This window comes from Corynebacterium sp. HMSC062E11 (genome assembly GCF_001811845.1).
Lineage (GTDB): Bacteria > Actinomycetota > Actinomycetes > Mycobacteriales > Mycobacteriaceae > Corynebacterium > Corynebacterium hesseae.
In genome coordinates this window covers 1-26,016 of record NZ_KV806810.1, presented here as the reverse complement: position 1 = coordinate 26,016, position 26,016 = coordinate 1, and the positions used below count along the sequence as shown (strand labels likewise).

The following is a 26,016-nucleotide window of genomic DNA, read 5'->3' as shown; positions in this document are numbered from 1 at the left end:
ACTCCGTGTCCAAAAAGTCCCTAGACATCACAAACTTAGTCGGCATCCTTGAAGCGCTTGACCAGGACGATGTGCCCGCTTCTCTCGCTCACCGGCTCAAAGCCAAGGTGCAGGTAAAGGCGGTGGGCGCGGTCATTATCTTTAGCCACCGACAGCGAGATGCCTGGGGCGCCCATCTCGCGGGCGAGTTCGGTGGCGGCGTCGATAAGCATGGTGCCCACTCCTTGGCTGCGGAAGCGAGGTTCCACAGCTAGAGCAAGTTCCGGGATGCCTTCAATAACGTGGCCGAAACCATGGCGCTGCGCCGTTCCCCAGTTCAGCCACACGCCACCGGCAGGGACGTGGCCCTCCCAGGCGATGAAACCTCCGCGGGAAGGCTCCCAACCGCCGAGGTAATAATCAAAACCTTCCTCGAAGCCCGCGGGGAGTTCCTTGTGCTCATCGCCGAAGGTATCGGCAAGAAAGTTAATACGGGCGAGGTAGGTGCGGTCAGCTTCGGTGAGGGAAAGAAGATGCATAGTTTCCATGGTAGGACGCGGCGTGCACCACCTATGAGCCGTGCTCCCATTGGGAATAGGCCGAGGCATAGCGCCCGCCGAGGTCCATCAGCTCGGCGTGGGTGCCATCCTCAACGATCTGACCCTGTTCCATCACGATGATGCGGTCGGCCTCGCGGGCCTGGTCTAGGCGGTGGGCAACGACGAGCGCGGTGCGCCCCTTGGTGACTGCCTTGGCGGCGCTTTCGAGTACCTTGGCGTGCTCGGAGCCGGCTTCGGAGGTGGCCTCATCCATGATGAGCACCGGCGGCTGGCGCAGGATCATGCGGGCCAGGGAAAGCTGTTGCTCGGCTTCAGCGCCAATTTCCTCGTTGCCCGCACCAATGAGCGTATCGAGGCCCTGGGGCAGCCACCGCGAATGTTTATCCAAGCCCACGGTGTTGAGCGCATGCCACAGCTCCTCATCGCTGGCGTCAGGTTTGGCCAGGAGCAGGTCCTCGCGCAAGGTGCCGGAGAAGAGATGGACTTCTTGGGTAATGAGCGCGACGTGCTCTGTAATCCACGTATTGGGCACTGAGGCGGTATCGATGCCATCGAGGCTGATGTTCCCCGCCGATGGGTACTGCAGGCCCGCCACGAGGGCGGCGAGCGTGGATTTACCCGCACCGGAGGTACCCACCAGGGCGGTAGTGGTGCCGGCGGTGAGGGTCAGGGAGACGTCGTCAAGCACGCGTGCCCCGCCGGGGTAGGCGTAGGAAAGGTGGTCGATGGTGATGGTGGGGGCGTCGTGTAGCCGGGGAGTGTCCTTGAGCTCCTTCGTACCAGCGCTGCTCTCCAGGGTGGCAAGGGCCACCGCGCGGCCGAGAGACGTCACGGAATGCTGGATTTCGCCGGCGAAGAAGAGGATGTTGAACACGTGGATCTCCAACCGCATGATCAGCAGCACGGCGGCGGTGGCCTCGCCAGGTGTCAACCATTCCCACATCACCATCGGCACGGACATGAGGACCGATCCCAAGAGCAACACCGCGAAGGCCAGGGCGCCTTGGCCCAGGATGCGGTTGATGAGCGGCACCTTGTCGCCCCAGGCCTGTACCGTGTCCCAGGAATAGCGCTCCATGCGTGCATGCGCCCAGTCTTTCAGGGAGAACTGGCGGAGGGTCTCCAGGGCGCGAATGGTGTCCAGCAGCACGTTGTTGCGGTAGGCCTCCACCGAGGACACCTCGTTGGCCACGGCGGGGATATCCCGCATGGTGCCGCGGATGAAGGGGTAGAGCAGACAACTCACCGCTATGAAGAGCAGCGCATAAGCGGGGTGGATGAAGATCATCATGAGCGCGGTCAGCGGCAGCATGAAGAGCGTGAGCACGAGGCGGTCACCCATCATGGAGATGGTCATGACGACGGTGTCGATGTCCTTGGACAGGCGCGTGATGATGTTGCCGGTGCCCAATTCCATGACGGCGGGCACGGGGGCGCCGAGGGCGGAATCCAGCGCTGAGGTGCGCAGATCTACCGAGAGACGGCGGGTAGTGGAGGTAACCAACAAGCGGCCCACTGTGCGGCCGGTGACCTCCACGAGGAAGCCCACCGCGATAACAACGAGCGCGCCCACCATGGCTGCGCGCCCCGTGCCAAGGATGGGGATCTCCACGCCCTGGATGATGTCCACGACGCGGCCAAGCACCTGGGAGACCAGGTTCATCATGATGACCGTAACGGTAAACAGTCCGAAGAAAAGGGCGATGCCAAGCCGACTGGGCGCACTGGGCAGGGTCTTCAGAAAACGGAGACACTCCCGCGGGGAGGCAGGTGCAAGGGCATCCGCGCGATCCTGCTGGCTCATAGCTCCACCACCTCATCGGCGTTGGCGGCCCACGTGGAGGCGGATGTAATGATCACGGTGGTCTTGCCGGCGCGCAGTTCACGCACGCGCTTGGCGACGTCCGCCAGGGTCAACGAATCCAGTCCCGTCGTGGGGTTGTCCAGCACGAGGACATCGGGGTCGAGGGCGAGCGCGCGGGCAAGCGCGACGCGCTGGCGCTGGCCGCCGGAGAGGTTGAGGCCGGCCTCACCGATGGGCGCGGTGGGTAGCTCGCCGTTGGGACCAAGCCCACCGAGGCGGATAACAATATCCTCGCAGGCGGAGGCGTGGAGGGCGTCGTGAAGCTGCGTAGCGCTAGCACTTCGCAGCGGATCGACGTTGTCCTGCAGGGTGCCCTCCAACACGGAGATGCGGTGTGGCGGGCACAAGGCGCCGTGCTCATGGAGGTAGCGCACCCAAGAGTCCACGGTGCTGCGCCCCTTTGTGCTGATAGGCATCCACACGTGCAAGCCGGGGGAGAGGTTAATCGGCGTGCCGGCGGCCTCGGTGGTGTTGGAAGAAAGCTGGCCGAGCAGCTCGCCGACGCGCTCCACGGAAGCACGCGCCCGCGCCCAGTTCTCCGTGAGCAGGCCGAGAGACACACCCAGCGCGGTGAGCGCGGGCGGGACGAGCATGGTGATCGCCATCATCCCGCCGGGGGCGATGCGGCCCTCGAAGGTTTCCCAGGAGGTCCAGGCAAGAATGCCCACGGCAAAGGACGCGGGAACCATCTGGCGCAGCCAGGCCATGAGGGAGGACAGCTTGGCCTCGCGGAGCATGGCGCCCAAGGAGTCCTGGGCGGCGTTGGAAAAACGTTGGCGCGCGATGTCCTTGGCGCCGAGGCCTTTGATCACCCGGGAGCCTTGAGCAAAGTCCGTGGCGAGTGAAAGCGCGGTGTTCTCCAACTGGCGGCGGCGCGCGGCGATCCTTGTCAGTGGCTTCGTGGTGGCCCAGGAGGCCAGCGCGGTGGCGAGTGCACCGACCAGCAGCACAGCTGAGACCTGCCAGGAAATCGGGGCCAGGCTGACCACCGCGCCCAAGAGGTAGCCCACCATGACCAGCGGGAAGTTGAGGATCTGCTTGAGCTGACCGATGTAGTGCGAATCCTCATCCATCGTGTTGAGCAGCCGGCCGGGGCTAATGCCTGCGGTGGAAGCGCCCAGCAACTTATCCAGAAGGTTCAGGCGCAGCGTATGGGTGGTGCGTGCTTGGGACAAGTCTGTGAAAGCATCCGCCGTGGCCTCGCAGATATAGGCGATGAAGAGGAGGATCGCCGTGGCCGCAAGCGGCAGCGCTACGGTGCGCCAGGAGGGCTCGGAGAAGGCATACTGCGTGGTCTGGCCGATGATGACGGAGACCAACGCGCCCAGCGGCGCGTTGATGAGGGTGGCAACGAAGATGCCGATAACGCCGGTGCGCTGGGCGCCGAGCAGATGCCACGTTGCTTTAGCTGGGCGGGAGAAGTTGGTGGTCTCGGTGAGGGAAACCTCGCCGGTAGGTGGCTCATCGGGGAGATACCACGACCACGTCCGCATGCGTGGATAGTGAGTCATAAAGACTCATCCTATAGCGCAAAAGGATGGATGAGTGATTCAGATTACGATCGGTGACTCACTGTGGGGAATTAAGCCAAGTGGTAATTTTCCACGTCATAACCGTTGAACTCGCGGTCGACTCCATAATCATCGACGGAGTTAAACTGCGTGCCGTTTTCAATGGCAAAGCGCAGGTTATCCACGCGGGTGGACGGATCGCCGCTCACGGCACCTGCGGGGAAATAAAAGGTCTCCCCGCTCTTGAGCTTGACTACGAGCGACTCAAAGCTCATGCCTGATCTCCTTGCCTGCTGTTGATAGGGCTTCCCGCGCAAAACAGCGCGCGGGCACCGATCTATGAGGATCGATGCCGATTAGCCTTCAATTCAAGCAGGTCGGGCGCGCGGGGGCAACGCAGTGAGATCAAGGCAACGAAATGCGCACCCCCAAGGATGGGGGGGTTAGTTCTCGTCCTCGGTCTGGAGGCGGTGCTTGCCCTCGGACTCGTGATCATCGGTGATGCGGGAGGTGTCGGCATCCTTCTTGTCGGCGTTGCTGACCTCGATCTCGGTCTCGACGGCGTCCTGGATGGCGGTTTCTTCCTCGCGGTGCTTGGCCAGCTGCTCATCCAGCGAGCCCAGCAGCTCTTCATCGCGCTCGACGACGCCCTCCTCAGCCAGGTCGGACTCTTTCTTGGCGTCATCCTCGGTGGTGGAGGTGTAGACCAAGGTGGAACCCTGCGGTGCGGACGGGGAAGAGAAGTCCTCAACGCGCGGCGGGACGGCAGATTCCTTTTCCTTCTTCTGGGTGAAGAAGTAGTAGATGCCACCGCCGATAGCAGCGATGGTGGCAACCAGCGCGGAGATCAGCCAGATCTTCGAGCCCTTCTTCTTATCCTTGCCGCTGATGCGGCGGGCCTTCTTCTGCAGCTGGGCGCTTTGCTTCTGCGCCTTCTTCTCAGCCTTGGAAGCCTTCTTCTTGGCCTGCTTGCGGGCCTTGGTGGCCTTCTTTTCTGCCTGCTTCTGGGTCTTCTTCCACTGCTTGGAGGCCTTATCCTGGGCCTCTGATGCAGCCTCAGAGAGCTTCTCGGTTGCTTCCTCGCTGCGCTCCTTGAGCTGTTCGAGGGTGCGCTCGAGGCGGGCATGCGCGGCCTTAGTCACGGCACCGGCTTCGCGGCGGGCCTCCGGGAACCACTCGCCATCGCGCTCTTCCATGCGGGCAGCCGCAGTTTCCAACACGGAGTAGGCCTCACGGGCCTTCTCATCGCGGCGTTCCTTGAGGCGCTCTACCAGGGCGGAGGTGGCGCTAATGGCTGTGGACAGTGCGGTGGGGTTCATCGGGAGAAATGCTCCTTTACGTCGATGCTGAGGTAATTGCTCTGTGGGTAATAGTTTATGGAGTGATTGTCGGCACCGGACGGGACACTGCACATGAGTGTCCGCGTTGGTGCTGGTTACTCCCTTTCAGCGTAGTGGCGGCAGCCACGTCCTGCCACCAGGGGCCACAGGTAGCGAGCGGTATGACGTAAATAGACAGCTTTGTACGGAATAGTGGCCTTTTTATTCAGCACTGGTTTGGGCAACGGTGCAGCTGGCTGGGTTGGAAAGGTATGACCATTGTCTAAATGCTTTCGCTCAAAATGGACAGCTTGGTACGTTTTTCACCAACAGCACAGATGACCGACCACGATGACCTGCAGAGGAGGTGAGCATGTCCCCGCGACTCTCCGCATCCGCACCACTAGACCAAATCAGCGAAGATACGCCTAAGCGCCCCCAGCGCACCGCTCTCTCCTTCGAGGTGATCCCACCGCGCCACGATGCGGACGCCAAAAAGATTGACCGTTTGCTCGACACGCTTGCCGCATATAACCCCGATTACATCGCCGTCACCAGCTCCCAGCGCTCCGGGTGGCTGGAGGGAACCGCGGCCTTCATTGAGAAGATTTCGCGCGATACCGCGATGCGTCCCCTGGCGCACCTGGCCTGCACCGCCGGCACGGAGGAAGAGCTTGTTGGCTGGATCGACACGCTGGTCGACGCCGGCGTTCGCGGCCTCCTCGCGCTTCGGGGCGATCTGCCGGAGGGTGGCATGCCCGAAGGCCACCTGCCGCACGCCGACTCCCTCGTCCGGCTCATCCGCCGCTGGGAATCCGCCCGCGTGGCGCGCTTGGCCGCTGGGCGCTTGGCCGTGGGCGTGGCTTGCTACCCCAACGGTCACGCCGAGTCCGCCACGGCGGACGAGGACATCGACGTTCTCCTGGCCAAGCAACGCCTCGGCGCTGACTTCGCCATCACCCAGCTCTTCTTTGACGCGGAGGATTACGTCCGCTTCGCCCAACGCGCCCGGCTGGCGGGCGTGCGCATTCCGCTCATCCCCGGGATCATGCCGATGACTAGCCGTGCTCGGGTGGAGCGAATGTGCCAGCTGTCCGGGCTGGACGGGCCACCGCACGTGCTCGATCAGCTCGCGGCAGCGACCTCCCCCGAGGAAGAGAAAGAAATCGGGATGCAGCTTACGGCCTCCCTGGCGAAATCGGTGATGAACGCCGGCGCCGACGGACTGCACATCTACACGCATAACAATCCAGACATTACGACTGACCTGCTACATCGAATTGGAGTTACCCCATGACCGCACCATTTCCCAAGGCAACGATTGAGGGCTATCCCCGCGTAGGTGCCCATCGTGAGCTTAAGCGCGCGCTGGAGTCCTACTGGTCCGGCAAGATCGACGCCGAGACCTTCGAGTCCGCCGCGCACTCCCTGCGCCTCGATACCTACGCCCGCCTCAAGGAGCTGGGGCTCACTGAGGATTACGCCATCCCGGCAGACGTCGCCTACTACGATCACGTCCTGGAAACCGCGCTGACCGTGGGCGCTGCCCAGGGCGAGAGCCTCGATGACGAGTTCACCCTGGCTCGCGGTAACAAGGACACCGCGCCGCTGGAGATGACCAAGTGGTTCGACACCAACTACCACTACATTGTTCCTGAAATCAGCGATGACCAGACCTTTAGTGCCCGCCCGCAGCGCGTGTTGAAGATCGTCGAGGAGGCTCGCGCCGCCGGCCACACCGTGCGCCCGGTCCTCGTCGGCCCCGTGACCCTGCTGGCCCTGTCCAAGCAGGCTGAGGGCGCCATCAAGCAGCCGCTCGACCGCCTCGATGAGCTCGTGGACTCCTACCTCACCGTGCTGGAGCAGCTTGCCGACGCCAACGTGGAGTGGCTCCAGCTCGTTGAGCCGGCCCTGGTCGCTGACCTCGCCGCGGCTGACGACGCCACCCTCGCCGCCGCGCTCAAGAGCGCCTATGGCCGCATCCTTAGCGCGGAGAAGCGCCCGCAGGTCTACCTGACCACACCCTATGGTTCCCTCAATGCTGGCCTTGACGTCATCGCTGAGCTCAAGCCGGAAGCGGTCCAGGTGGATCTCTCGGTGGGAACCTTGGCGCTGGACAATTCCTACCTCGAGCGGGTCGCCAAGCTTGCCGGCGCCACCCACCTCGCCGCCGGCCTTGTCGACGGCCGCAACGTCTGGGCCGCTAACCTGCGCGACCTGCGCGAAAAGCTCGAGACCCTGGGCGAAGGCGTCACCGTAACCACCTCCGTCTCCCTGCAGCACGTCCCGCACACCGTCGAGGCGGAGACCTCCCTGCCGGTCGACGTTGCCACCTGGTTCGCCTTCGCCGACGAGAAGGTCCGCGAGGTCGTGGCATTCGCCGCCGGCCCGCTCGACGCCCCGGAGGCTTATGCGCAGGCCGACCGCGCCGTGCGCACCCGCGCCGAGTCCTCCCGCATCCACAACCAGGCCGTGCAGGAGCGCACCGCGCAGCTGCCGGAGGGCCAGGTCCAGCGCCAGCCGGAGTTCGCGGAGCGCAACAAGGCACAGGAGGCCCTCGGCCTGCCGCAGCTGCCGACCACCACCATCGGTTCCTTCCCGCAGACCTCTGAGATCCGCGCTGCCCGCGCCGCGCACCGCAAGGGCGAGCTCTCCGACGCCGACTACACCGAGGCCCTGCGCAACGAGGTGAAGTCCGTCATCGAGCTGCAGGAGCGCTTGGGCCTCGACGTCCTGGTCCACGGCGAGCCGGAGCGCAACGACATGGTGCAGTACTTCGCCGAGCTTCTCGACGGCTTCGTCGTCACCGAGAACGGTTGGGTTCAGTCCTACGGCTCCCGCTGCACCCGTCCGCCAATCGTGGTTGGTGACATCTCCCGCCCGAAGGCCATGACCACCGAGTGGGCGAAGTTCGCGCAGTCCCTGTCCGAGAAGCACGTCAAGGGCATGCTCACCGGCCCGGTGACCATCTTGGCCTGGTCCTTCGTGCGCGATGACGTCCACCAGTCCGTCTCCGCCGACCAGCTCGGCGTGGCACTGGCCGACGAAGTCCGTGACCTCGAAGAGGCCGGCATCGACATCATCCAGATCGATGAGCCCGCCCTGCGTGAGCTGTTGCCGCTGCGCGAGAAGGACCGCATGGCTTACCTCGACTGGGCCGTGCGCTCCTTCCGAGTGGTTTCCTTGCAGGCCAAGCCGACCACCCAGATCCACACGCACCTCTGCTACTCGGAGTTCGGCCAAATCATCGACGCCGTCGCCGGCCTCGACGCCGACGTCACCTCCATCGAGGCCGCCCGCTCCCGCATGGAGCTGCTGGAAGACATCGATGAGAAGTTCCACTCCGAGATCGGCCCCGGCATCTATGACATCCACTCGCCGCGCATCCCGTCCGTGGCGGAGATGGCCGAGCTCATCCGCGCGGCGCTCAAGAACGTGCCGGTCGAACGCCTGTGGGTCAACCCGGACTGCGGCCTGAAGACCCGCGGCTACGAAGAGACCGAGGCCTCCCTGCGCAACTTGGTCCTCGCCCGCGACGAGGTCCGCTCTAGCCTGTAGGGGTTTAAAACTCTGGATTTAAACCGTCCATCGCCGTCAGCTCGCTGAGCGCGGCGATGTCTCCGTTTCCGGACCTATCGAAGTGCAGTGCCTTGAGCCCCGCTGCACGTGCACCCTCAACGTCATTAGCCACCGAATCACCAATCATGAGCGTGGAGCCAGGCTCTACCTCTAGGCGCCGACAAGCCTCGAGGTAGGCCTCTCGGTGCGGTTTTGGCTTAGCCATTTCCACGGTGGGAAAGAGCTCGACGTCTGGCAGGTCGAGCCCGCCCGCCCGTAGTTTTGCCTCCTGCATGTCCCGCGCACCGTTCGTCAGAATGCCGACCTTGAGGCCCAGGGATAGGACGTGCTGGAGGGCGGGGAGGGCGTCGCCAAGCGCCTGCCAGTGCTTTTCATACGCGGCCAAATACTTGGCATATTCCGCCAGCGCCTCCTGCTCCGTCATCTCCGGGCGGCCCAAGAATTCGCGGCAGCGCTCCACGCGCTGGCCCTGGTGGGTGACCTCGCCGCGCTCGTAGGCGGCGAACCACTTGCGCTCCATCTCCGCGAAGCGCTCATGGTGCCCGCCCGGCAGCCACTCCTCGACGGCCGCATGCATCGCGGCGGTGTGGTCCATGAGGGTGTCATCGAGATCGAAGAGAACGGCGCGAATCATGCTTGCAACCCTACGCAGATCGCTGACAGCGTCGCGGCGGAACAACGAAATGGTGGAAATTTCCATACAATGGCTGGCATGACTCAGAAGACCGCAACTGCAACGATGCACACCAACTACGGTGACATTGTTATCGACCTGTTCGGTAACCACGCACCGGTAACCGTTGAGAACTTCATCGGCCTGGCTAAGGGCGAGAAGGACTACACCACCCAGAACGCCAAGGGCGAGCAGTCCGGCCCGTTCTACGATGGCGCTATTTTCCACCGCGTCATCGACCAGTTCATGATCCAGGGCGGCGACCCGACCGGCACCGGCCGTGGCGGCCCCGGCTACCAGTTCCAGGATGAGTTCCACCCGGAGCTGCAGTTTGACCGCCCGTTCCTGCTGGCCATGGCGAATGCCGGCCCGGGCACCAACGGCTCCCAATTCTTCATCACCGTGGCGCCGACCCCGCACCTGAACAACCACCACACCATCTTCGGTGAGGTCACCGACGCGGCTTCCCAGGAAGTCGTGTCCAAGATTGCGAAGGTCTCCACCGACCGCATGGACCGTCCGGCTGAGGACGTTGTCATCGAGTCCATCGAGATCGCCTAAGCGTTCTTAGCTTTTCATCTGAGCCCGCTGCCACGTGATGTGGTGGCGGGCTCGTTGTTTTAGGAGTCCGTGTGAAGAACTATCTGAAATCAGCGCCAGTCACCATGGTGCTCATGGTGCTGTGCATTGGGGCATGGTTGGTCACGGCCATCCAGGCCAAGACCCTCTCGACGCCCTACTATCGCAGCTTGCTGGCCCAAGACTGGACGCTGTGGGGCCCTGAAGTGTCCGAGCACCCCACAACTGTCATTACCGCGGGCTTTATGCATCTCGACGCCGGGCACCTCTTGGTCAACATGGTGATGCTGTTCTTTGTGGGTAGGGAAGTAGAACGCGCCCTGGGCAGCGCGCTGTACGTGGCGGCCTATCTCATCTCCATTGTTGGCTCTTCCGCCGCAGTGCTGTGGATGGATTTCGGCACACCCACGGTGGGCGCCTCCGGTGCCCTCTTTGCGCTCATGGGACTACTCATCGGCGTGTACCGCAGTCGCGGTTTAGACCTGCGCGCGCCCATCGTCTTGGTCGTAGCAAACGTTGTCTACAGCTTTGTGGCGGAGAACGTCTCCGTGTGGGGGCACTTGGGCGGTTTGCTCACAGGACTGCTGTTGGCGCCATTCCTCTTTCGCCAACGTGCGTGGCTGCGTTGGCTGGGGATATGGCTTATCGGGGTGATAGCTGCTGTTGCAGCGGCGCTGCGAGCTGGGCTTTGGGGATAACTCGGGCGTGTTATCCACCAAAACCTCTGTGCGAAAGAATTCCACATAAGTTATCCACATTGTGGATAACTACATTTTTGTAATTTACCGAACGTGTGGGCCAAGATAACCGCAGATCAGCAGCGTATTAGATTGTGTTCGAAGTTTTTGTGCGAGCTGTGGGAAGCGTGAAAACACTTATCCACAGGGTGTGGAGAAAGACTGTGGAATTCGTTCTCCACAGAGTTATCCCCACCCTGTGGATAACTTTGTACCCAAGGTGTTAACAGTGCTCCGGCTGCGAGGTGGTGTTGGGAACTGCGCCCCCTCGTTAGCTCACCACTCCTGCGCGAAAGGCCCAGATCACGAGCTGTACTCGCGAACTAGCTCCAACTTTGGCCATCGCAGATGACAAATGAGTCTTGACCGTAGAGGGCTCCAAATACAGCTCGCGCCCGATTTCGATGTTGGTCAATCCTTTGCCCAGGGCCCGTACGCACTCGAGTTCGCGCGGCGTGAGTAGGGCTGAATCTACCGTGGCCCGCGCTTTCCGCCGACCAAATTCCGCAATCACCCTTTTAGTAACCGCAGCGTCGACCATGCCTTCACCTGAGGCCGCGTGTTTGACTCCTTGGATGAGGTCGGTCATTGGGGAGTCTTTCAGCATGACGCCACAGGCACCGGCTTCGAGGGCACCAAAGACGTATTCGTCCAGGTCAAAGGTGGTGATAATGATGACAGCTGGGGGATTGTCTTGCTTGTTAATCTCCGTGGTTGCGTAGATCCCGTCCCCGTCAGGCATGCGGATATCGAGGCACACCACATCAATGTCGCGAGCCTTTGCAGCTGCTATCGCCTCATTCCCGGAAGCTGCCTCAGCCACAACTTTGATCTCACCGGTGGCCTCGAAGATTGCCTTTAATCCCTGTCTGATCAGAGGTTGGTCATCAACTAACAAGACTCGAATCATGGCTTCCTCCAGGTAATGAGCACCAGCCAACCATCTTCGGTAGGTTCATTGAAAGCGGTTGCACCGACAGCTCGGGCGCGCTCTTGGATGCTGATGGTGCCACGGCCCGTGGGGCTATGTGTGAAAGTGCCGCGGGTGATTATCCGCAGTTCATCATCGCTCAGCATGACATCAACAGGCGCGCCTGTTGCATGCTTGCGGGCATTTGTCAGAGCTTCTTGGGTGATTCGATAAGCCGCGATCAACTCGCCCTCCGACAAGTGGGAGGTGTCCGAAAACGTTACTGCCTGCCCTAGAGCGCGAACCTCCGAAATTAGCGCAGACAGATTTGTCGGCTGAGGGATGCGGTGTATTTCGGCATCGGAAACCGAAAGCTTGCTAACGGTCGCGCGGACATCCTGGAGTGCCTTCGTCGTCGACGAGGTCACGTGTTGGAGATGCTCTTTGGCAGCGGTGGGGTTGACATCGATGCATGCCTGTGCGGCTTGAGCTTGGATGGCGATGGCTGAGAGGTGATGGGCGGTGGTGTCGTGAAGCTCTCGCGCAATGCGGGCGCGTTCCTCGACAATGGCGTTTTCCTCAGCGAGTTCTGCTTGGCGGGCGAGGGATGCGGTGAGCTCACGGCTATTGCGGACAGCGAGTCCAATAGCAAAGAACACTATGAGGGGGAGCAGCCAGCCCAAGGCTGTGAGCAGAGTAAAAAGTGGAGGCTCGATTCCTCCCAGCGGTGGCATGGCAATGGCGCGGAGGACGCCGACAATGAGACCCGAGATAATGAGGGAAATAGAGTCGCGAGTTTTTGACTTCGTGTGCAGCGCTAGCGAAAACGCGGCCACCGAGGCAGCGATACCGTTGTAGCCGAGGCTGTGGTCTGCGGTGACGAGACAGTAGAGGGACCACAAAAGCTCAGTAGCAGAAATCCCGAGTAGGACGCTTAAGGGAAATTTACGGCGCCAAAGCAGGAGGATGCCTTTGGCAATGATGGCAACAAGAATCAGCCAGAACTGCGCTGGAGACAATGCGGTATTGAAGGGGGTTGGTTCCATCGAGCTAGCCACTAGGAACCCAACGAGGTCAAGGGATAGAACGATGACAGCGAGAGCGATGTCTCTGGCTGAAAGGCGATTCATGAAGTCCATGTTAAAGATTTGCCCTGTAAAAGCGGGTGAGCCCAAGTCCCATGCTCACAACCGACCAGCCGGCAAGTACAGCAATACCTACCCATGGATTCATAGTCTGCGTTGCCCCCTGTCCACCAGCAATTGACACAGCAGAAGAAGGAAGCCAACTGTAAAGATACGGTTCCCACCCGGCCATGACGCCGATAGTTCCCAAGATCACTCCTGCCATCAACACTGCGACAATAACGCCGATGGCTGGACCGATCCTCCGTATGGCTAATACGACACCGATGATCGCGAGGGTCAGTAGTAGCACGGCCAAGCTGCCTCGCAGCCACACGACAGCGACATTAGAAGCAGAAGCAACCAGAGAAACATCATTCATCGGAGCCGCAACCAGTGCGATCAGTGAGTTAAGAACGCACGCTGCCACGCATACTAGGAGGACGGTACTAAGTACAGCCGCGATCAAAGAACGCACCCATTTCATACGCGAACCAGCGCCAACCACCTTCCACACCACTGCACCACTGGAAAATGGGTAGCTAGCTGCAGTGATTGTGAGTGCAACAATGGCGATGAGGAAGATTGAAATGCCTGTGGACTGGCCAGAACCTGTGATATCGAGGGCGGCCAATTGGAAACTGGACGTCGTGGGGTCGGAGCCGTCGATAAGCGCCTGCACCTGTTGGCCTGTTGGACTGTCACCGACTTGTGGCGGGTCAATTTTCAAAAGGAACGGAAGTGCCCACTGCAGGACAGCGCTGATGCCCGCCATCATAACTGCGAGTATCGCGACGATCAGCACGTTCGGGAGGTGACGAAGGGTATAAAGCTCGGATTTCATGTCTAGCCTTTCGTAGCGTGGGCGAAGTAGGCGGCTTCAAGGTCAGGGATTTCACTGAGAACGCCTGTGAATGTGGTGTGACCACGAGAAATGATGACTACGTCGTGGGCGACTGCGGCCGCTTCAGCCAGATGATGGGTTGCCATGATAATTGCCTTCCCACGGGAAGCTTCCGCACACAAGACTTCGCCCAGCCAACGAATGCCGTCAGGATCAAGACCAGAGGACGGCTCGTCCAAGATGATGATGTCGGGATCTTGTAACAGAGCTCCCGCTAGCGCTATACGCCGTTTCATGCCTAACGAGTAAGTTTTGAGCTGCCGGTCGCAGCGGTGCGACATATCGACAAGCTCTAAAACCTCTTGTACCCGATACTTATCGACGCCATATAGCCTCGCCATTGCGTGGAGATGCTGACGCCCGGTGAGACTGGTAACGAGGCCGCCATCGTCGAGGAGCAGCCCGATGGTGCCATTGATGTGCTTCGTTCCGGTGGCTTTCACCAAGCCGAGGGCAGCCCGGAGCGTGGTGGATTTGCCGGCGCCGTTTGGACCAAGCAAAGCGGTGATCCGTCCGGGCGATGCCGTGAGGTTCGCGCCGTGGACAACCTCATGTCCGGCGAAGGAGACGGTGATGTCTCGAGCAGTGAATACGGTGTTCATACCTCTGACGATATTGATCAGGGGCATGAGAAACATCGCCTAAGCAGGCAATCTTTTGCCTCCGCCATTTGGGGGAGAAGCCCGTTAACCGAGCAGAGTTGAGTCGGGCCTAAGAGCCAGCGCCGCCCAGAATCTTGGCCACCAGGTTCAGGCGCGTGCTGGCGCCGAAGATGGTGATGAGGCGTGAGACATGCTTCTTCACGGCGGACTCGGAATAGTGGGTGGCGGCAGCAATCTCAGAATTGGAGTTGCCGGCGAGGAGGAGTTTGAGGACGGCAATTTCGGCGTCGTGAAGCTCGTGGCTCTCAATAGCGGCGGCGACGGGATCGCGTGGGGTGGCGGGTTCCCCAATGTAGTCCACCAAACGGTGCATGGCGGCGGGTGCTACGACGGTGCCGCCCTCCACGGCGGCGCGGACCGCCTCGATGATGGAGCGTGGGCGCTGGTTCTTCAAGATATAGCCCGCGCCGCCCGCCCGCAGGATCTTCAGCATCGTGTCATCCGAGTCGAAGGCGGTGACGGCCAAGAACGTCGGGGGATTCGGCGCGGAGTTAAGGTGCTTGAGCAGCGTAATGCCGTCCATGTGCGGCATGTGAATATCGGCGAGGACGAGGTCCGGCTTGGCTTCTTCAAGCTGGGCTAAGCAATCGGCGCCGTTGGTTGCCTCACCGACCACCGTGATGTCCTCGGTGGTCTGGAAGTAGACGCGGAGCGTCGAGCGAACGAGCTCATCATCGTCAACGAGGAAAACCCGAATGCTCATGGGAACAGTTTAGCCGCACCACCAGCGCTGGGGGCTGGTGGAGCAACGGAAGTGGTCGGCAAATTCGCGGCCGAAGGACTTGTAGAAGGTGAATCCGGTGGACTCAGTGTTCTCAGTAGCGGTGTCAACGGTGGTTTCAGCAGGAGCCTCAGCAGCGCTGGCGATTGGCGCGGAAAACAGCGCGAGAGCTGCGGCGGCAACGGCGAGGGAAGTACGCATGTCAAACCTTTGGGAATTTAAGAAACGGCGGACTACCGGGAAAGCTTACTATATTTTTCTGAGGCTGGCGGTGGGAAGAGAAAGGCGTGTGACCCAGTGCTCGCCCTCTTTGCCGCTGCCGAAGCTGCCGTGCATTCGGCGAACGCGGCGGGCAATTTCACCCAAGCCCAGATTCGTCGTCATGTATTGGCGTGATTGCTGAGCCGCAATCACGGAAGTGATCACCACGTCGATGGTCTTGGAGGTGCTCGTTGCCTCGATGCTTACACGGGATTCAGGGCGGGCGTACTTGAGGATGTTCACGGCGAGTTCGGAGAACACGAGGGAGAGCTTGTCCGGCAGTGCAAGCTGGCCATTCTTGCCCACTGTTATCTGCGGATCGCACTGAAAACCATGACTGCTCAGGAAGCTGACCATAGTGTCGAGGTCTTCCTCCAAGGACTTGACGCCCTTTGTCACGCTTTCGTTCTTCATCACGCGCAATAGATCGCGCACCTCGCCCATGGCGCGGCGGGCGTCGTCAGCAATTGCCTCCGCGGAGTCGGCCGCTGAGGAATCCGTTTGGGTCAGCGCTAGGGTCTCAGAACGCATAACCACGGAGGTTAAGGTCGCGGCGACCGAATCATGGAGGGCTGTCATAAGCGCCTCGCGCTCCTCAGCGGCGCGTTGCTCAGCGGCAAGACGCTGGTCCCAGGTCCTGCGCAGTACGGCCCCAATGACGATGGCCACCGCATACAGAAGAAGCGGTAGCGAGAGGCTTAGCGGATCGAAATCCGGAAGATAATTGTTCGATGGATCCGTCGTGATCAGGTATGTGTACACCACCGCTGGGGGAACCGCCCACAGCCAGCGCGTGCGAAACGCCACGATGCCCACGATGACGGGGCTCCACGCCAGGATTAGGAATGACCGCCAGTCCGGGCACCACATAGCGAACGCAAAAAGCGCACCATACCCGCAGGCCGCCACGCGTGGGTAGCGGACGGCCAGCGGCGTCAGGGTGACGCCGAGGCCGGCGAGGACGAGTGCGCCGGGGGTGAGGAAGTTTTTATCCACCGTGACGGTGAGCATCACCAAAATGATGCAGCCGACGCCGGCGATGCTATAGAACTTCGAGGAGTTCATCGGCGGCGCTGAAAGCTAACGCCAGCCCATCGTCATCAACAGACCGATGATGGCCAGACCGAAGCCGATGCCGTAATTCCACGGCCCCAGTTCCTGCATGAACGGAATGGACTCGCCAGCCAGGTAGTTCACCACGAGCCAGAGCAGGCCGATGAGCATGAGGCCCAGCATGATGGCGATGTACCACTTCGGGGTGCCCTCAGAGTTGATCTTGACCGGGGTGCGGTTAGTAGCAGAGCTGGAGGACTGCGGGAGTGCGGAGCCCTCCGTCGTGATCTTGGACTTTGGCATTATTACACCTTCACGAAGAATAGGGGTGGTTAATCTGTGGGATACCTTAGCAGCTGCGGTACTGAGAGCTACTGCGGCAGCAACGCTGCCGGGTCAAACTCCCAGAAACGGACCTGGATGGTCTGATCCTTGCGGATGACATCGCCGCGGCTTGCCGACGCCCACCCAATCTTGTTGCTGTCGATCGGGTTCGAGGTCGGAATACGTTCGCCTACCTCGATGGAACCAGACCAGCCCTTGGCGCGCAGCGCGGATTCAGCTTCCTGCTGCGTGGAGTGCACAAGCTCCGGTGCCTGGATGAGCATCGCGTTAGAGACCTCCAGCGTAACAGGGCTGCCCTTCGGAAGCTTTTGGCCCTTCTCGACGACCTTGAGCACCTGGTTTTCCGGCAGCTCAGAATCCACCGAATTCACGGTGACATCAAAGTCCATGGAGGACAGCATCTCAACCGCGCGGTCACGATCCATGCCGCTGACGTCCGGCACGCTGACTTCCTTCTGGCCCTTAGACACCGTGATATGAACCTTCGAGCCCTTGGACAGCTGCGTGCCGCCCGCCGGGTTCTGGGAAATGATCTGGCCGGTGGGGGCTTCGTCATTGACCTGCTCCACGTCGGTATTCAGCTCCAGGCCGGCTTCCTCCAGCGCGGTGGTGGCTTCATCCAGTTTCATGCCGGTGAGATCCGGGACCTCAGTGACTTCCTTGCCGGAAGACACAGTCAACGTGACTGAAGAATTCTTCTGCAGCTCCGAACCTTCTGCCGGGTTGACCCGGATAACCTTGCCACGCGGCACGTCGGGGCTGGGCTCTTCGTTGACGGTCACCAACAAGCCAAGCTTCTCCAGCTCCGCCACCACTTCATTGCGTGGGCGGTTGGCCACCTTCGGGATCGTGACCATGTCAGAGCGCTTGGCCGCCTCGTGCTGCGCCTGTTCGCGCTCGCGGGCCTCCTGGCGGGAGCTATCCCAGAAATCCCAGGCAAAATAGCCAATGATGGCCACGAGGGAGGCGGCGAGCAACGCCGCCAGCCACTTGAGACCGGAGCCAGATTCCTCATCCTCCGACGGGCGGGTGGAGGCCACCGGCGCGCGGTGTTGCGCGGACACGGGTGCCACCATCGTGGTGGGGTGATCCTCGTCGTTGACGTGAGAGCGCGCCGCTTCGGGCAGCTGGCCCTGGGATAAGCGTTCGAGGTCATCGCCCATCTCCCACGCGGACTGGTAGCGGTCCGCTGGGTGCTTGGCCATCGCCGTGAGCACGACGGCATCAACGCCGAGCCGCTGCCGTTCCGTGAGGTCCGCAGTGATGAAGTCCGACGGCGGTGTTGGTTCCTCTTGCACGTGCTGATAGGCCACCGCAAACGGTGTCTCACCTTCAAAGGGAGTGCGCCCGGTGACCGTTTCATACATGACGCAGCCCAGGGCGTAGACGTCGGAGCGGGCGTCGGCAGGCTTGCCCCGCGCTTGTTCCGGGGAAAGATATTGCGCGGTGCCGATGACGGCGGAGGTCTGCGTCATCGCGGACGTGGAATCATCCAGCGCGCGGGCGATGCCGAAGTCCATGACCTTCACCTGGCCGGTGTTGGTGAGCATGATGTTGGCCGGCTTGATGTCGCGGTGGATGATGCCTGCCTCGTGGGAAGACTGAAGGGCATCCGCTACCGGCTTCAGCACGCGCGCGGCTTCTTCCACCGGCATGGGGCCATCCTCACGGACAATGTCGCGCAGGGTGCGCCCCTGCACGTATTCCATGACGATGTAGGGCACCATCAGACCGTCGATGTCTTTTTCACCCGTGTCGAAGACAGCGACGATGTTCGGGTGGTTGAGCTTGCCGGAGTTCTGGGCCTCGCGGCGGAAGCGCTCACGGAAATTAACATCGCGCGCCATGTCGGGGCGCAGCATCTTGATGGCAACGGTGCGCCCCAAGACGGTGTCCTCGGCCTCGTAGACCTCGGACATACCGCCGGTGCCGATGGACTGGCGGAGGTGGTACCGATCACTGACCATGGTGGGTTACTGGCCTCCCTGTAGTGCGGATTCTTCGGTGGGGTTGTTCTGTGAGTCTAGTTCGGGCTCGAGCGTTGGGCTGTCATTGACCTGTGGCTGCGTCTCCTCCACGGGGAGGGTGGGCAGTTCCTCATGGGTCGTGTGGTGTGTGGTCATGGAAGGGGAGGGGATGACAGAGTGCGTCGTTGTGACGGTGACTTGAGTAGGTTCCTCTTCCACGGTGGTGATCTCGACGGTCTCGGGGCTTTCCGGTTCCTCTTCCACCGTCGTCTCTGGCTCTACCGTTTCGGTCACGATGACCTCGGTGGGCGGAGGCGGCGGAGTTGGAGAGGTGTTGCCCCACAGCCTATAGGCCATGAAGCCAATAGCCACGAGGGCGGCGATGGCCACGGCGATGAGCAGCCCAGTGCCGAAGCCCCCCTGCTTGGCAGGGCGCTCTTCAGACTGCGGTGTGGAAACGGCCGGACGCACCGTGGTGGGGTGCGCCATGTTGGCCAGCATCTCCGTGGAGGCGGAAGGCGAGGGTTCGGCTGCGATAGGCGCGAGTGCCGCGGACTTCGGCTGCGGCGGGCGCTGGCCTTGGCGCACGGCAGCAATCGCGTTGGTGAACTCGTTGCCGTCGGCGAAGCGGGTGCCCGGGTCCTTGCGCAGGGCCATGCCGATCAGCTCACGGGTGGGCGCGCTAATCGACGTCGACAAGGGCTCCGGCGCCTGACTGATGTGCGCCAGCGCCACCGATACTGAGGAATCGCCGCTGAAGGGGCGCTTACCAGCCAGCATTTCATAGCCCACGACGCCGAGTGAATAGACGTCGGAGGACGGGCCAACCTCATATCCCTGGGCCTGCTCGGGGGAGACGTATTGGGCGGTGCCGACGACCATTCCCGTGCGGGTCAGCGGCACTGCGGCAGCGGCCTTGGCGATACCAAAATCGGTGATCTTGACCTGCCCATTTTGGGTAATCATGAGGTTGCCGGGCTTGATATCGCGGTGCACGAGGCCCATGTGGTGGATCACGGAGAGGCCGTGGGAGGCCTGCTCCATGACGTCGAGGGCCAGCGTTTCCGGCAGTGCACCTTCGCGGGCTAAGAGATCCGCCAGGGATTCTCCGCGAATGTATTCCAAGGCCATGTAGCAGAAGATGCGGCCGTTGTCCTCAAGCTCCCGGTAGTCGTACGTAGCTACGACGTTTTCGGAATCGATGGATTCTGCGGCCTTGGCCTCGTTGCGGAAGCGCGAGAGGAACTCGTTGTTATCGGAGAACTCTGGGCGCAGGACCTTGAGGGCGACCTCGCGGTCATTGCGGACGTCGTCCGCCAGCCACACCGTGGACATGCCACCGTGGCCGACGATCCACTGCAGCTGATAGTCCTCACCGATCAGCGCTTGGAGGTGTTCCTTGTTATCTGCACTACTCACTATTGCTGTCCTCCGTATGCGCGCAGGATGGCGCGGCCGATGGGCGCGGAGACCTGGCCGCCGTAGGCATTCTGGCCAAGGTGCCCGCCGTCCTTGACCACGACGCCCACCGCGATGTCCTTGTCCGGGTCGAAAGCCACGTACCACGCGTGCGGAGCAAGGCCCTCGCCGTGCTCGGCGGTACCGGTCTTCGAGGCAAAACCGTTTCCGTCATAGCCATAGGTGCTGTGCTCGGAGGCAAACATGAGGTCCTTGATGGTATTGGCCGTCTCTTCACTGACGGCCTCGGCAGCCTGGCGTGGCTCGGTGGAGCGCAGCTCCTTCATCTGGGCATCGGTGATGCGGTTGACCAAGTAGGGCTCCATGCGCTTGCCTTTGTTGGCAATGGTGCCGGCCATGATAGCCGCCTGGAGCGCGGACATGGTGACGTCGCGCTGACCGATGGCGGATTGGGCGACTTGGGCGCCGTCGCCAAGCTCGCCCAGCGCACCAGCGGAAGTCTCCACACCGAGCGAGTACTTCTCACCCACGCCGAAGCCCTCCGCATACTTGCGCAGCTCATCGGCGCCGATGCTCTCTGACATCTGCGCAAAAGCCGTGTTGCAGGACAGCGCGAAGGCCGTATGTAGGGTGACGCTCTCTGCGCCGCCGCAGGCTCGGTTGCCGTCGTTGGTCAGCTCCGTGACGGAATCGGGCAGCGTGATGGAGGCGGCGCCGGTCAACGTGGAGTTCGGGTTGAAACCGTTATTGAGGCCGGCGGCGGTGGTGATGATCTTAAAAATCGAGCCCGGGGGCAGGGTGTCCTGCGCGGCGTGGTTAACCAGCGGCGTGCCTTCTTGGTTCTGCAACTGCTCCCACCGTTCGCTGGCGTTGTCACCGAGCAGGTCGGAGACGTTGAAACTAGGGGTGGAGGCCATGGCCAGAATCTTGCCCGTCGAGGGCTGGATGGCCACGGCCGCGCCGTTATAGCCGGGCCCGGCTAGCTGGTCGTAGGCGGCTTGCTGCAGTGCGGGATCGATGGTGACCTCGACGTTCGCTCCCATCTGGGGTTTTCCGGAGAGCGTGTCGAGCCAATTGCGCGCCAGCAGCGAATCATCCTTGCCGTTGAGGATGTCATTCTGGGATGCCTCCAGCTGGGAGGCGCCGAAGCGCTCCGAAAGGTAGCCGGTGATATCAGCGAAGGCCGGGGAATCGGTGGGGTAGGAACGCGAGTAATTGCCGTTCTCATCCGCGGTGGACTGCGCCAAGACCGTATCGCCGGCGAAGATCTGGCCGCGCGGGGTAGTGCGCATCTCCAGGTAGCCGCGAACATTCTTGGGGTTGTGGGCGTATTTATCCGTCGAAAACGCCTGCACCACCGTGAGGTTCACCAGGAGGACGGCGGTAAGGATCAGGGCAAAGAGGGAAACGAGGCGGATCGATCTATTCATCGGGTGGCCTCCTGGACGGCGGGGAACATGGACGTGTCAGTGGGTGCGTTTGAGCTCAGCTCACGCGCCGGGCGGCGGGCCGCGTTCGAGATACGCAGCAGGATGGCCAGCAGCATGTAGTTGGCCATGAGCGAAGAACCACCCGCAGACATGAACGGCGTGGTCAGGCCCGTCATGGGCAGCAGCGCGGAGATGCCGCCGGTGACGACGAAGACTTGCACGGCCAAGGTGAGCGCGAGGCCAGAGGCAACCAGTTTGCCATAAGTATCGCGGCAGGTCAGTGCGGTACGGAATCCGCGCGAGACCAGCATGGCAAAGAGAATGAGCACGGCGGCGAGGCCGACGAGCCCGAATTCCTCACCAATCCCGGCCAGGATGAAGTCCGAGTGCGCTACCGGAACCATGTCCGGGTGGCCCTGGCCCAAGCCGGATCCGGTAATGCCGCCGGAGGACATACCGAACAGCGCTTGGGAAAGCTGGTAACCGGTGGTGTCGTAATTGCCCAGCGGATCCAAGAAGTTGGAGAAGCGCTGCTGGATCTTGTCCGACACCTGGTAGATGCTGAAGCCGCCGATACCCACGAGGATGACGCCGATGAGCAACCAGCTCACGCGGTTGGTAGCCATAAAGAGCATGCCGAGCACGGTGCTAAACAGCAGCAGGGCGGGACCAAAGTCATTGGAAATGCCCATGATGATAATCGCGATGCCCCAGATCACCAGGATGGGAGCCAGATCTCGCAGGCGTGGCAGAGAAATGCCGAGGAACTTGTAGCCGGCCACCGTGAACAGCGAGCGCTTCTGGGTAAGCAGCATGGCGAAGAACAGGATCAGCAAGATCTTGGAGAACTCGCCCGGCTGGATAGAAAACGGCCCCAGCCACAGCCAGATGCGGGCATCCACGCCCGGCGGTTGCGGCCACACGAGGGGCAAGGCGAGAAGGATCAGGCCGAGCGCGCCCAAGATATAGGAGTACCTGGTCAGCGAGCGGTGATCGCGTAGGAGAATGAGCACCAGCGCGAAGAGGATGAGGCCGACGATGGTCCACATCACCTGCCGCACCGCCAGCCCGCCGTCATTCGCCAGGTCGAGGCGCTGCAACAGAATGAGCCCGGTGCCGTTGAGCACCGCGACGATGGGAAGCATGAGCTGATCCGCGTAGGGCGCGAGGAAGCAGAGCACCAAGTGAGCGACGGCGAAGACGCCGATGAATCCACCGATGAGGTAGAGGACATCGAGGGTCAGCACGTTGCCCTGCGACAACTCGAGGCTGACCAGGGTGATGGCGAAGACCACGGTGGCGAGCACGAGCAGGCCGAACTCGGTGCCGCGGGAAAAGAACTTACTCATCTACTTCACCTCCCGGCAGTTTCCTTTGGATTCGCTCTTGGCATCTTTGTTTTTCTCGTCCTTCGACGCCTTCGGGCAGGGCTTGAGCGCCTTGTCCGAGAGCTGCGAAAGCTGTGTTTGCACCTCGTCATAGGAGCCGGAGGGCAGGTTGCCCACGGCAGCGCGTTCGGATTCGGGCAAATCCTTCAGCGCGAACGGTGCGAAATCACCGTCGCAGGCGCCGTGCCCCAGCTTGAGCGCATTGTCCTTGTTTAGGCACGCATTCTGATACGTGTGGTGTAGCGGGCGGCCGAAGATCTCATAGTCCGCGCCTTCTTGGATGGTGAGGACGCCTTCTTCATCGGCGGTCACGTAGTAGTTGCTGCCCAGGTAACTTTTCATCCAGAGGCCGCCGCTGATGACCAGCACGATGATGATGGCAAGGCACGCAATGACCTTCCACCCAATCCGGCTTCGCTGTGGCCGCCGCTGTGGTTCGTCCTGGGGCTTCTCCTCAGCGGCCTGCGCTTTTGGGGGCGAGATTAGCTTCGCGGCGCGGCTCGCGGAAGAATCGGGGTGCGTTGGTTCCGGGACGACGCCTTGGACGGCACCGACGGTGATTGGGGCTACGTCATCGCCCTCACCGTCCACGACCTCCGCCACCACGATGGTGACGTTGTCCGGGCCGCCGGAGCGCAGCGCTAGATCCCGCAGGGTGGTGGCGGCCTCTTCGACCGTGCCCTGCTTCAGAGCTTGCTCGATGGTAGAGGCCGTCACCGGATCCGACAGGCCGTCCGAACACAGCAGGAGGCGGTCGCCCGGTTCAGCATCGAGCGTAAAGAGCGTCGGCTCCACGGGCCGGCCGGTATAGGCCTTGAGGATCAGTGACTTCTGCGGGTGGGAGGAGACATCTGCCGGATCGAGCTTGCCCTCATCGACGAGGGACTGCACGTAGGTGTCATCCTTGGTGATCTGGGTCAGCTTGCCCTCGCGTAGCCGGTAGCCGCGGGAATCACCCACGTGGCACACGCCGAATTCGGATCCGTTAAAGAGCAGGGCGGTTAGCGTGGTGCCCATGCCCTCGGTCTCCGGGTGCTCGTCCACGTGCTCGCGGATCGCCGCATTGGCGTCCTCTGCTGCGGCCCCAAGGAGCGCCAGCATGTCATTATCGCCTGGATCGCGCTCGAGGGAGGCCATGTGCTCCACCATGGTGGTGGAAGCAACCTCGCCGGCTGCGTGGCCTCCCATGCCGTCGGCCAACATCAGCAGGTGCGGGCCCGCGTGGGCGGAGTCCTCGTTGTTTTCGCGGACCAGTCCGCGGTCCGTCACTGCAGTAAAAGTCAGGCTTAAAGTCATGCCATCAACCTCACGGTCGTTCGGCCAAGTTTGATATCGGAGCCGACTCCGACTCGTTCTGGCTGGTCAATGCGAACGCCACCAACGAAGGTGCCGTTGCGGGATTCGAGGTCCTCCACGAACCACTCGCTGCCCCGGCGGAACAAACGGGCGTGGTGACCGGAGGAGAAATCATCACCAGTGACAAAGTCACAGTCCTGTGCGCGGCCCATCGTACAGTCCTCAAGAGTGCCTAGCTCCATGTGGGAACCGCGCAGCGGCCCGTCCACGATGGTGATCTCACGCGGCGCTTCGCGACGCCTCTGGGCCCCCTTCACCGGGGCCGATGCCTGGTAGACGCCGGCGGCCTTATTGGCATCGCGACGCATGGCGTTGAGTGCGGCCAAGATGAACAGCCACAGCAACACCAGCAGGCCGATGCGCAGCGAGAGCAGCACGATCGAATCCATGGAAAGTCCTTACGCTAAAAAATCTGGAAAAGTTGCTGAGGCGGCTTAGTAGCCTTGGTTCTCAAGGCCGGTGATGCGCACCTCGATGTGGGAGTGGCCGAGGGTGATCACGTCGCCGTCGGCAAGCAGCCAGTTCTCAATCGGGGTGTCGTTCACGGTGGTGCCGTTCGTGGATTGCAGGTCCACCAGCACGGCGTCCTGGCCGTTCCAGGTGATCTCCGCGTGCTGGCGGGATACACCGGTATCGGGCAGGCGCAGGTCCGCGTCATTGCTGCGGCCCAGGATGTTGGAGCCCTCCTGCACGTGGTAGACGCGGGAGGAGCCGTCCTGCAGCATGAGTGTTACCGCTGGGCCCTGCGGCGCCGGCTGGTTCGGGGTGGGCGCCATAAAGGCGGTGGTTGCGGCCTCATCGGCGTTGTGCGGCTGGGTCATAGAGTCCTCCTGACCATGGTCGTGGTGGAAAATCGCATCAAATCCGGTTTCTTCGGTGGGCTCGTGATCCAAAAAGGAGGACACGCGCAACTGCCCAGTCCGCAGTCCCGACTCCTCCGCGATGCGTACGATGACCGGCCCGGCGAGGGACCAGCCACTGTTACGGATGAAGCGGGTGAGCTGATCAGCTAGATCCTTGGGAACACCCCGGTCTTGGGAGAGGTTCTCGATATCTTTGGAGGATACGCCGACGGTCATGACGTTGGGGCTATACAGCTTGCCATCATCACCGCGGGACAAATTGTCCTGCGCCTCCTGCTTGAGAAGCTCCTCAATCTCAGCGGGGACGACCTTGCCGCCGAAGACAAAGGCCATGCCGTTGTCCAGTCCGCGTTGCAGGGAAGAATCCAGCTTGGCGAGCTTATCTAGCAATGCCATTGGAAGGGCCGTCCTCCTTTCGGGATGTTTTCAGGGAGAGATATAGCAGCGATCAGTATAGGGTGCTTTCCTTGACTTAACGTAGACGCGCGCGGCAAAGTTCCCTGGAAAGTTCAGGTTTGCCAGCGGATTTGTAGATTCGCTGGGGCTGCGTGCTAAAGTTAGCTAGTCGCCAAGACATCAATACCCTGCCCGGGTGGCGGAATTGGCAGACGCGCTGGCTTCAGGTGCCAGTGTCCTTATAGGACGTGCGGGTTCAAGTCCCGCCCCGGGCACGCTGAGCAGTTGAACAAACTGCGACACCGGAGGTAACAAACTCGAAAGGGTTCGTGACCTCCGGTTTCTTTCTTTTTCTGAACTTTGGCGGTCGAGGATTGCAAGTGTGGCCTAAACGACAAAACGTGTTGTTTTCCGGC

The 26,016-nt window shown here is 61.6% G+C and carries 25 protein-coding genes and 1 tRNA gene; 5 read left to right on the top strand and 21 right to left on the bottom strand.

Translation table 11 applies throughout. The features are described 5' to 3' along the window. Positions 1 to 35 precede the first annotated feature (35 nt). The 5 genes from HMPREF2822_RS07805 to HMPREF2822_RS07785 form a co-directional block, all read right to left on the bottom strand. Complete coding sequence (locus HMPREF2822_RS07805; protein ID WP_070523302.1) at positions 36 to 527, bottom strand: GNAT family N-acetyltransferase; 492 nt, start codon at positions 525 to 527, stop codon at positions 36 to 38. 22 nt (positions 528 to 549) lie between these two features. Beyond that, entirely contained in the window at positions 550 to 2,343 is a 1,794-nt protein-coding gene (locus HMPREF2822_RS07800; RefSeq protein ID WP_070523299.1) for an ABC transporter ATP-binding protein, read from the bottom strand. Beyond that, on the bottom strand, positions 2,340 to 3,914 hold the full coding sequence (locus HMPREF2822_RS07795; RefSeq protein ID WP_070523296.1) for an ABC transporter transmembrane domain-containing protein: 1,575 nt from the start codon (positions 3,912 to 3,914) through the stop codon (positions 2,340 to 2,342). The genes HMPREF2822_RS07800 and HMPREF2822_RS07795 overlap by 4 nt, the downstream gene beginning before the upstream one ends. 71 nt (positions 3,915 to 3,985) lie before the next feature. Next, positions 3,986 to 4,189 carry a hypothetical protein gene (locus HMPREF2822_RS07790; protein WP_070523292.1) on the bottom strand — a complete coding sequence of 68 codons (204 nt, stop codon included), beginning with the start codon at positions 4,187 to 4,189 and terminating at the stop codon, positions 3,986 to 3,988. A 168-nt stretch (positions 4,190 to 4,357) separates the two neighbouring features. Then, complete coding sequence (locus HMPREF2822_RS07785; protein WP_070523289.1) at positions 4,358 to 5,233, bottom strand: hypothetical protein; 876 nt, start codon at positions 5,231 to 5,233, stop codon at positions 4,358 to 4,360. A 373-nt stretch (positions 5,234 to 5,606) separates the two neighbouring features. Here HMPREF2822_RS07785 and HMPREF2822_RS07780 point away from each other — a divergent pair, with 373 nt between their 5' ends. Next, entirely contained in the window at positions 5,607 to 6,530 is a 924-nt protein-coding gene (locus HMPREF2822_RS07780; RefSeq protein WP_070523286.1) for a methylenetetrahydrofolate reductase, read from the top strand. Beyond that, positions 6,527 to 8,791, top strand: coding sequence for a 5-methyltetrahydropteroyltriglutamate--homocysteine S-methyltransferase (gene metE, locus HMPREF2822_RS07775; protein ID WP_070523282.1), 2,265 nt, complete (start codon positions 6,527 to 6,529; stop codon positions 8,789 to 8,791). The genes HMPREF2822_RS07780 and metE overlap by 4 nt, the downstream gene beginning before the upstream one ends. A gap of 4 nt (positions 8,792 to 8,795) precedes the next feature. On the opposite strand, the gene HMPREF2822_RS07770 is transcribed toward metE, so the two are convergent. Continuing rightward, positions 8,796 to 9,446, bottom strand: a complete 651-nt coding sequence (locus tag HMPREF2822_RS07770) for an HAD family hydrolase (protein ID WP_070523279.1) — start codon at positions 9,444 to 9,446, stop codon at positions 8,796 to 8,798. Positions 9,447 to 9,515: 69 nt separating this feature from the next. Here HMPREF2822_RS07770 and HMPREF2822_RS07765 point away from each other — a divergent pair, with 69 nt between their 5' ends. Then, the gene (locus HMPREF2822_RS07765) at positions 9,516 to 10,046 is read left to right on the top strand and encodes a peptidylprolyl isomerase (protein ID WP_039672975.1); all 531 of its coding nucleotides are present in this window, start codon (positions 9,516 to 9,518) and stop codon (positions 10,044 to 10,046) included. Between the two features lie 71 nt (positions 10,047 to 10,117). Continuing rightward, positions 10,118 to 10,762: a rhomboid family intramembrane serine protease gene (locus HMPREF2822_RS07760; RefSeq protein WP_070523276.1), complete on the top strand. Its 645-nt coding sequence runs from the start codon at positions 10,118 to 10,120 to the stop codon at positions 10,760 to 10,762. A gap of 310 nt (positions 10,763 to 11,072) precedes the next feature. Here the strand turns inward: HMPREF2822_RS07760 and HMPREF2822_RS07755 are convergent, their stop codons facing one another. The 15 genes from HMPREF2822_RS07755 to HMPREF2822_RS07685 form a co-directional block, all read right to left on the bottom strand. Then, positions 11,073 to 11,711 (bottom strand): response regulator transcription factor, encoded by a 639-nt coding sequence (locus HMPREF2822_RS07755; protein WP_070523273.1) that lies wholly within the window; start codon positions 11,709 to 11,711, stop codon positions 11,073 to 11,075. Continuing rightward, on the bottom strand, positions 11,708 to 12,841 hold the full coding sequence (locus tag HMPREF2822_RS07750; protein WP_158014575.1) for a sensor histidine kinase: 1,134 nt from the start codon (positions 12,839 to 12,841) through the stop codon (positions 11,708 to 11,710). The genes HMPREF2822_RS07755 and HMPREF2822_RS07750 overlap by 4 nt, the downstream gene beginning before the upstream one ends. Before the next feature lie 10 nt (positions 12,842 to 12,851). Further along, positions 12,852 to 13,679, bottom strand: a complete 828-nt coding sequence (locus HMPREF2822_RS07745; protein ID WP_070523267.1) for a hypothetical protein — start codon at positions 13,677 to 13,679, stop codon at positions 12,852 to 12,854. A gap of 2 nt (positions 13,680 to 13,681) precedes the next feature. Continuing rightward, positions 13,682 to 14,341, bottom strand: coding sequence for an ABC transporter ATP-binding protein (locus HMPREF2822_RS07740; protein WP_070523305.1), 660 nt, complete (start codon positions 14,339 to 14,341; stop codon positions 13,682 to 13,684). 109 nt (positions 14,342 to 14,450) lie between these two features. Further along, positions 14,451 to 15,104: a response regulator transcription factor gene (locus HMPREF2822_RS07735; protein ID WP_070523264.1), complete on the bottom strand. Its 654-nt coding sequence runs from the start codon at positions 15,102 to 15,104 to the stop codon at positions 14,451 to 14,453. A 9-nt stretch (positions 15,105 to 15,113) separates the two neighbouring features. Then, the gene (locus HMPREF2822_RS07730) at positions 15,114 to 15,323 is read right to left on the bottom strand and encodes a hypothetical protein (RefSeq protein WP_070523259.1); all 210 of its coding nucleotides are present in this window, start codon (positions 15,321 to 15,323) and stop codon (positions 15,114 to 15,116) included. 48 nt (positions 15,324 to 15,371) lie between these two features. After that, the gene (locus tag HMPREF2822_RS07725) at positions 15,372 to 16,448 is read right to left on the bottom strand and encodes a sensor histidine kinase (protein WP_070523255.1); all 1,077 of its coding nucleotides are present in this window, start codon (positions 16,446 to 16,448) and stop codon (positions 15,372 to 15,374) included. Between the two features lie 15 nt (positions 16,449 to 16,463). Then, entirely contained in the window at positions 16,464 to 16,739 is a 276-nt protein-coding gene (crgA, locus tag HMPREF2822_RS07720) for a cell division protein CrgA (RefSeq protein WP_070523252.1), read from the bottom strand. A gap of 68 nt (positions 16,740 to 16,807) precedes the next feature. After that, on the bottom strand, positions 16,808 to 18,748 hold the full coding sequence (pknB, locus tag HMPREF2822_RS07715; protein ID WP_070523248.1) for a Stk1 family PASTA domain-containing Ser/Thr kinase: 1,941 nt from the start codon (positions 18,746 to 18,748) through the stop codon (positions 16,808 to 16,810). Between the two features lie 6 nt (positions 18,749 to 18,754). Then, positions 18,755 to 20,167, bottom strand: a complete 1,413-nt coding sequence (locus tag HMPREF2822_RS07710) for a serine/threonine-protein kinase (protein WP_070523245.1) — start codon at positions 20,165 to 20,167, stop codon at positions 18,755 to 18,757. After that, positions 20,167 to 21,597: a penicillin-binding transpeptidase domain-containing protein gene (locus tag HMPREF2822_RS07705; protein WP_070523242.1), complete on the bottom strand. Its 1,431-nt coding sequence runs from the start codon at positions 21,595 to 21,597 to the stop codon at positions 20,167 to 20,169. The genes HMPREF2822_RS07710 and HMPREF2822_RS07705 overlap by 1 nt, the downstream gene beginning before the upstream one ends. Continuing rightward, positions 21,594 to 22,946 carry an FtsW/RodA/SpoVE family cell cycle protein gene (locus HMPREF2822_RS07700; protein WP_070523239.1) on the bottom strand — a complete coding sequence of 451 codons (1,353 nt, stop codon included), beginning with the start codon at positions 22,944 to 22,946 and terminating at the stop codon, positions 21,594 to 21,596. Before HMPREF2822_RS07700 ends, HMPREF2822_RS07705 begins: the two co-directional genes overlap by 4 nt. Further along, positions 22,947 to 24,281, bottom strand: coding sequence for a PP2C family protein-serine/threonine phosphatase (locus HMPREF2822_RS07695; RefSeq protein ID WP_070523235.1), 1,335 nt, complete (start codon positions 24,279 to 24,281; stop codon positions 22,947 to 22,949). Further along, on the bottom strand, positions 24,278 to 24,730 hold the full coding sequence (locus HMPREF2822_RS07690; protein WP_070523232.1) for an FHA domain-containing protein FhaB/FipA: 453 nt from the start codon (positions 24,728 to 24,730) through the stop codon (positions 24,278 to 24,280). Before HMPREF2822_RS07690 ends, HMPREF2822_RS07695 begins: the two co-directional genes overlap by 4 nt. Positions 24,731 to 24,775: 45 nt before the next feature. Continuing rightward, positions 24,776 to 25,600 carry a DUF3662 and FHA domain-containing protein gene (locus HMPREF2822_RS07685; RefSeq protein ID WP_070444456.1) on the bottom strand — a complete coding sequence of 275 codons (825 nt, stop codon included), beginning with the start codon at positions 25,598 to 25,600 and terminating at the stop codon, positions 24,776 to 24,778. Positions 25,601 to 25,790: 190 nt separating this feature from the next. Between HMPREF2822_RS07685 and HMPREF2822_RS07680 the strand changes: the two genes are divergently transcribed. Further along, positions 25,791 to 25,875 (top strand) — tRNA-Leu (locus HMPREF2822_RS07680). Positions 25,876 to 26,016: the final 141 nt, after the last annotated feature.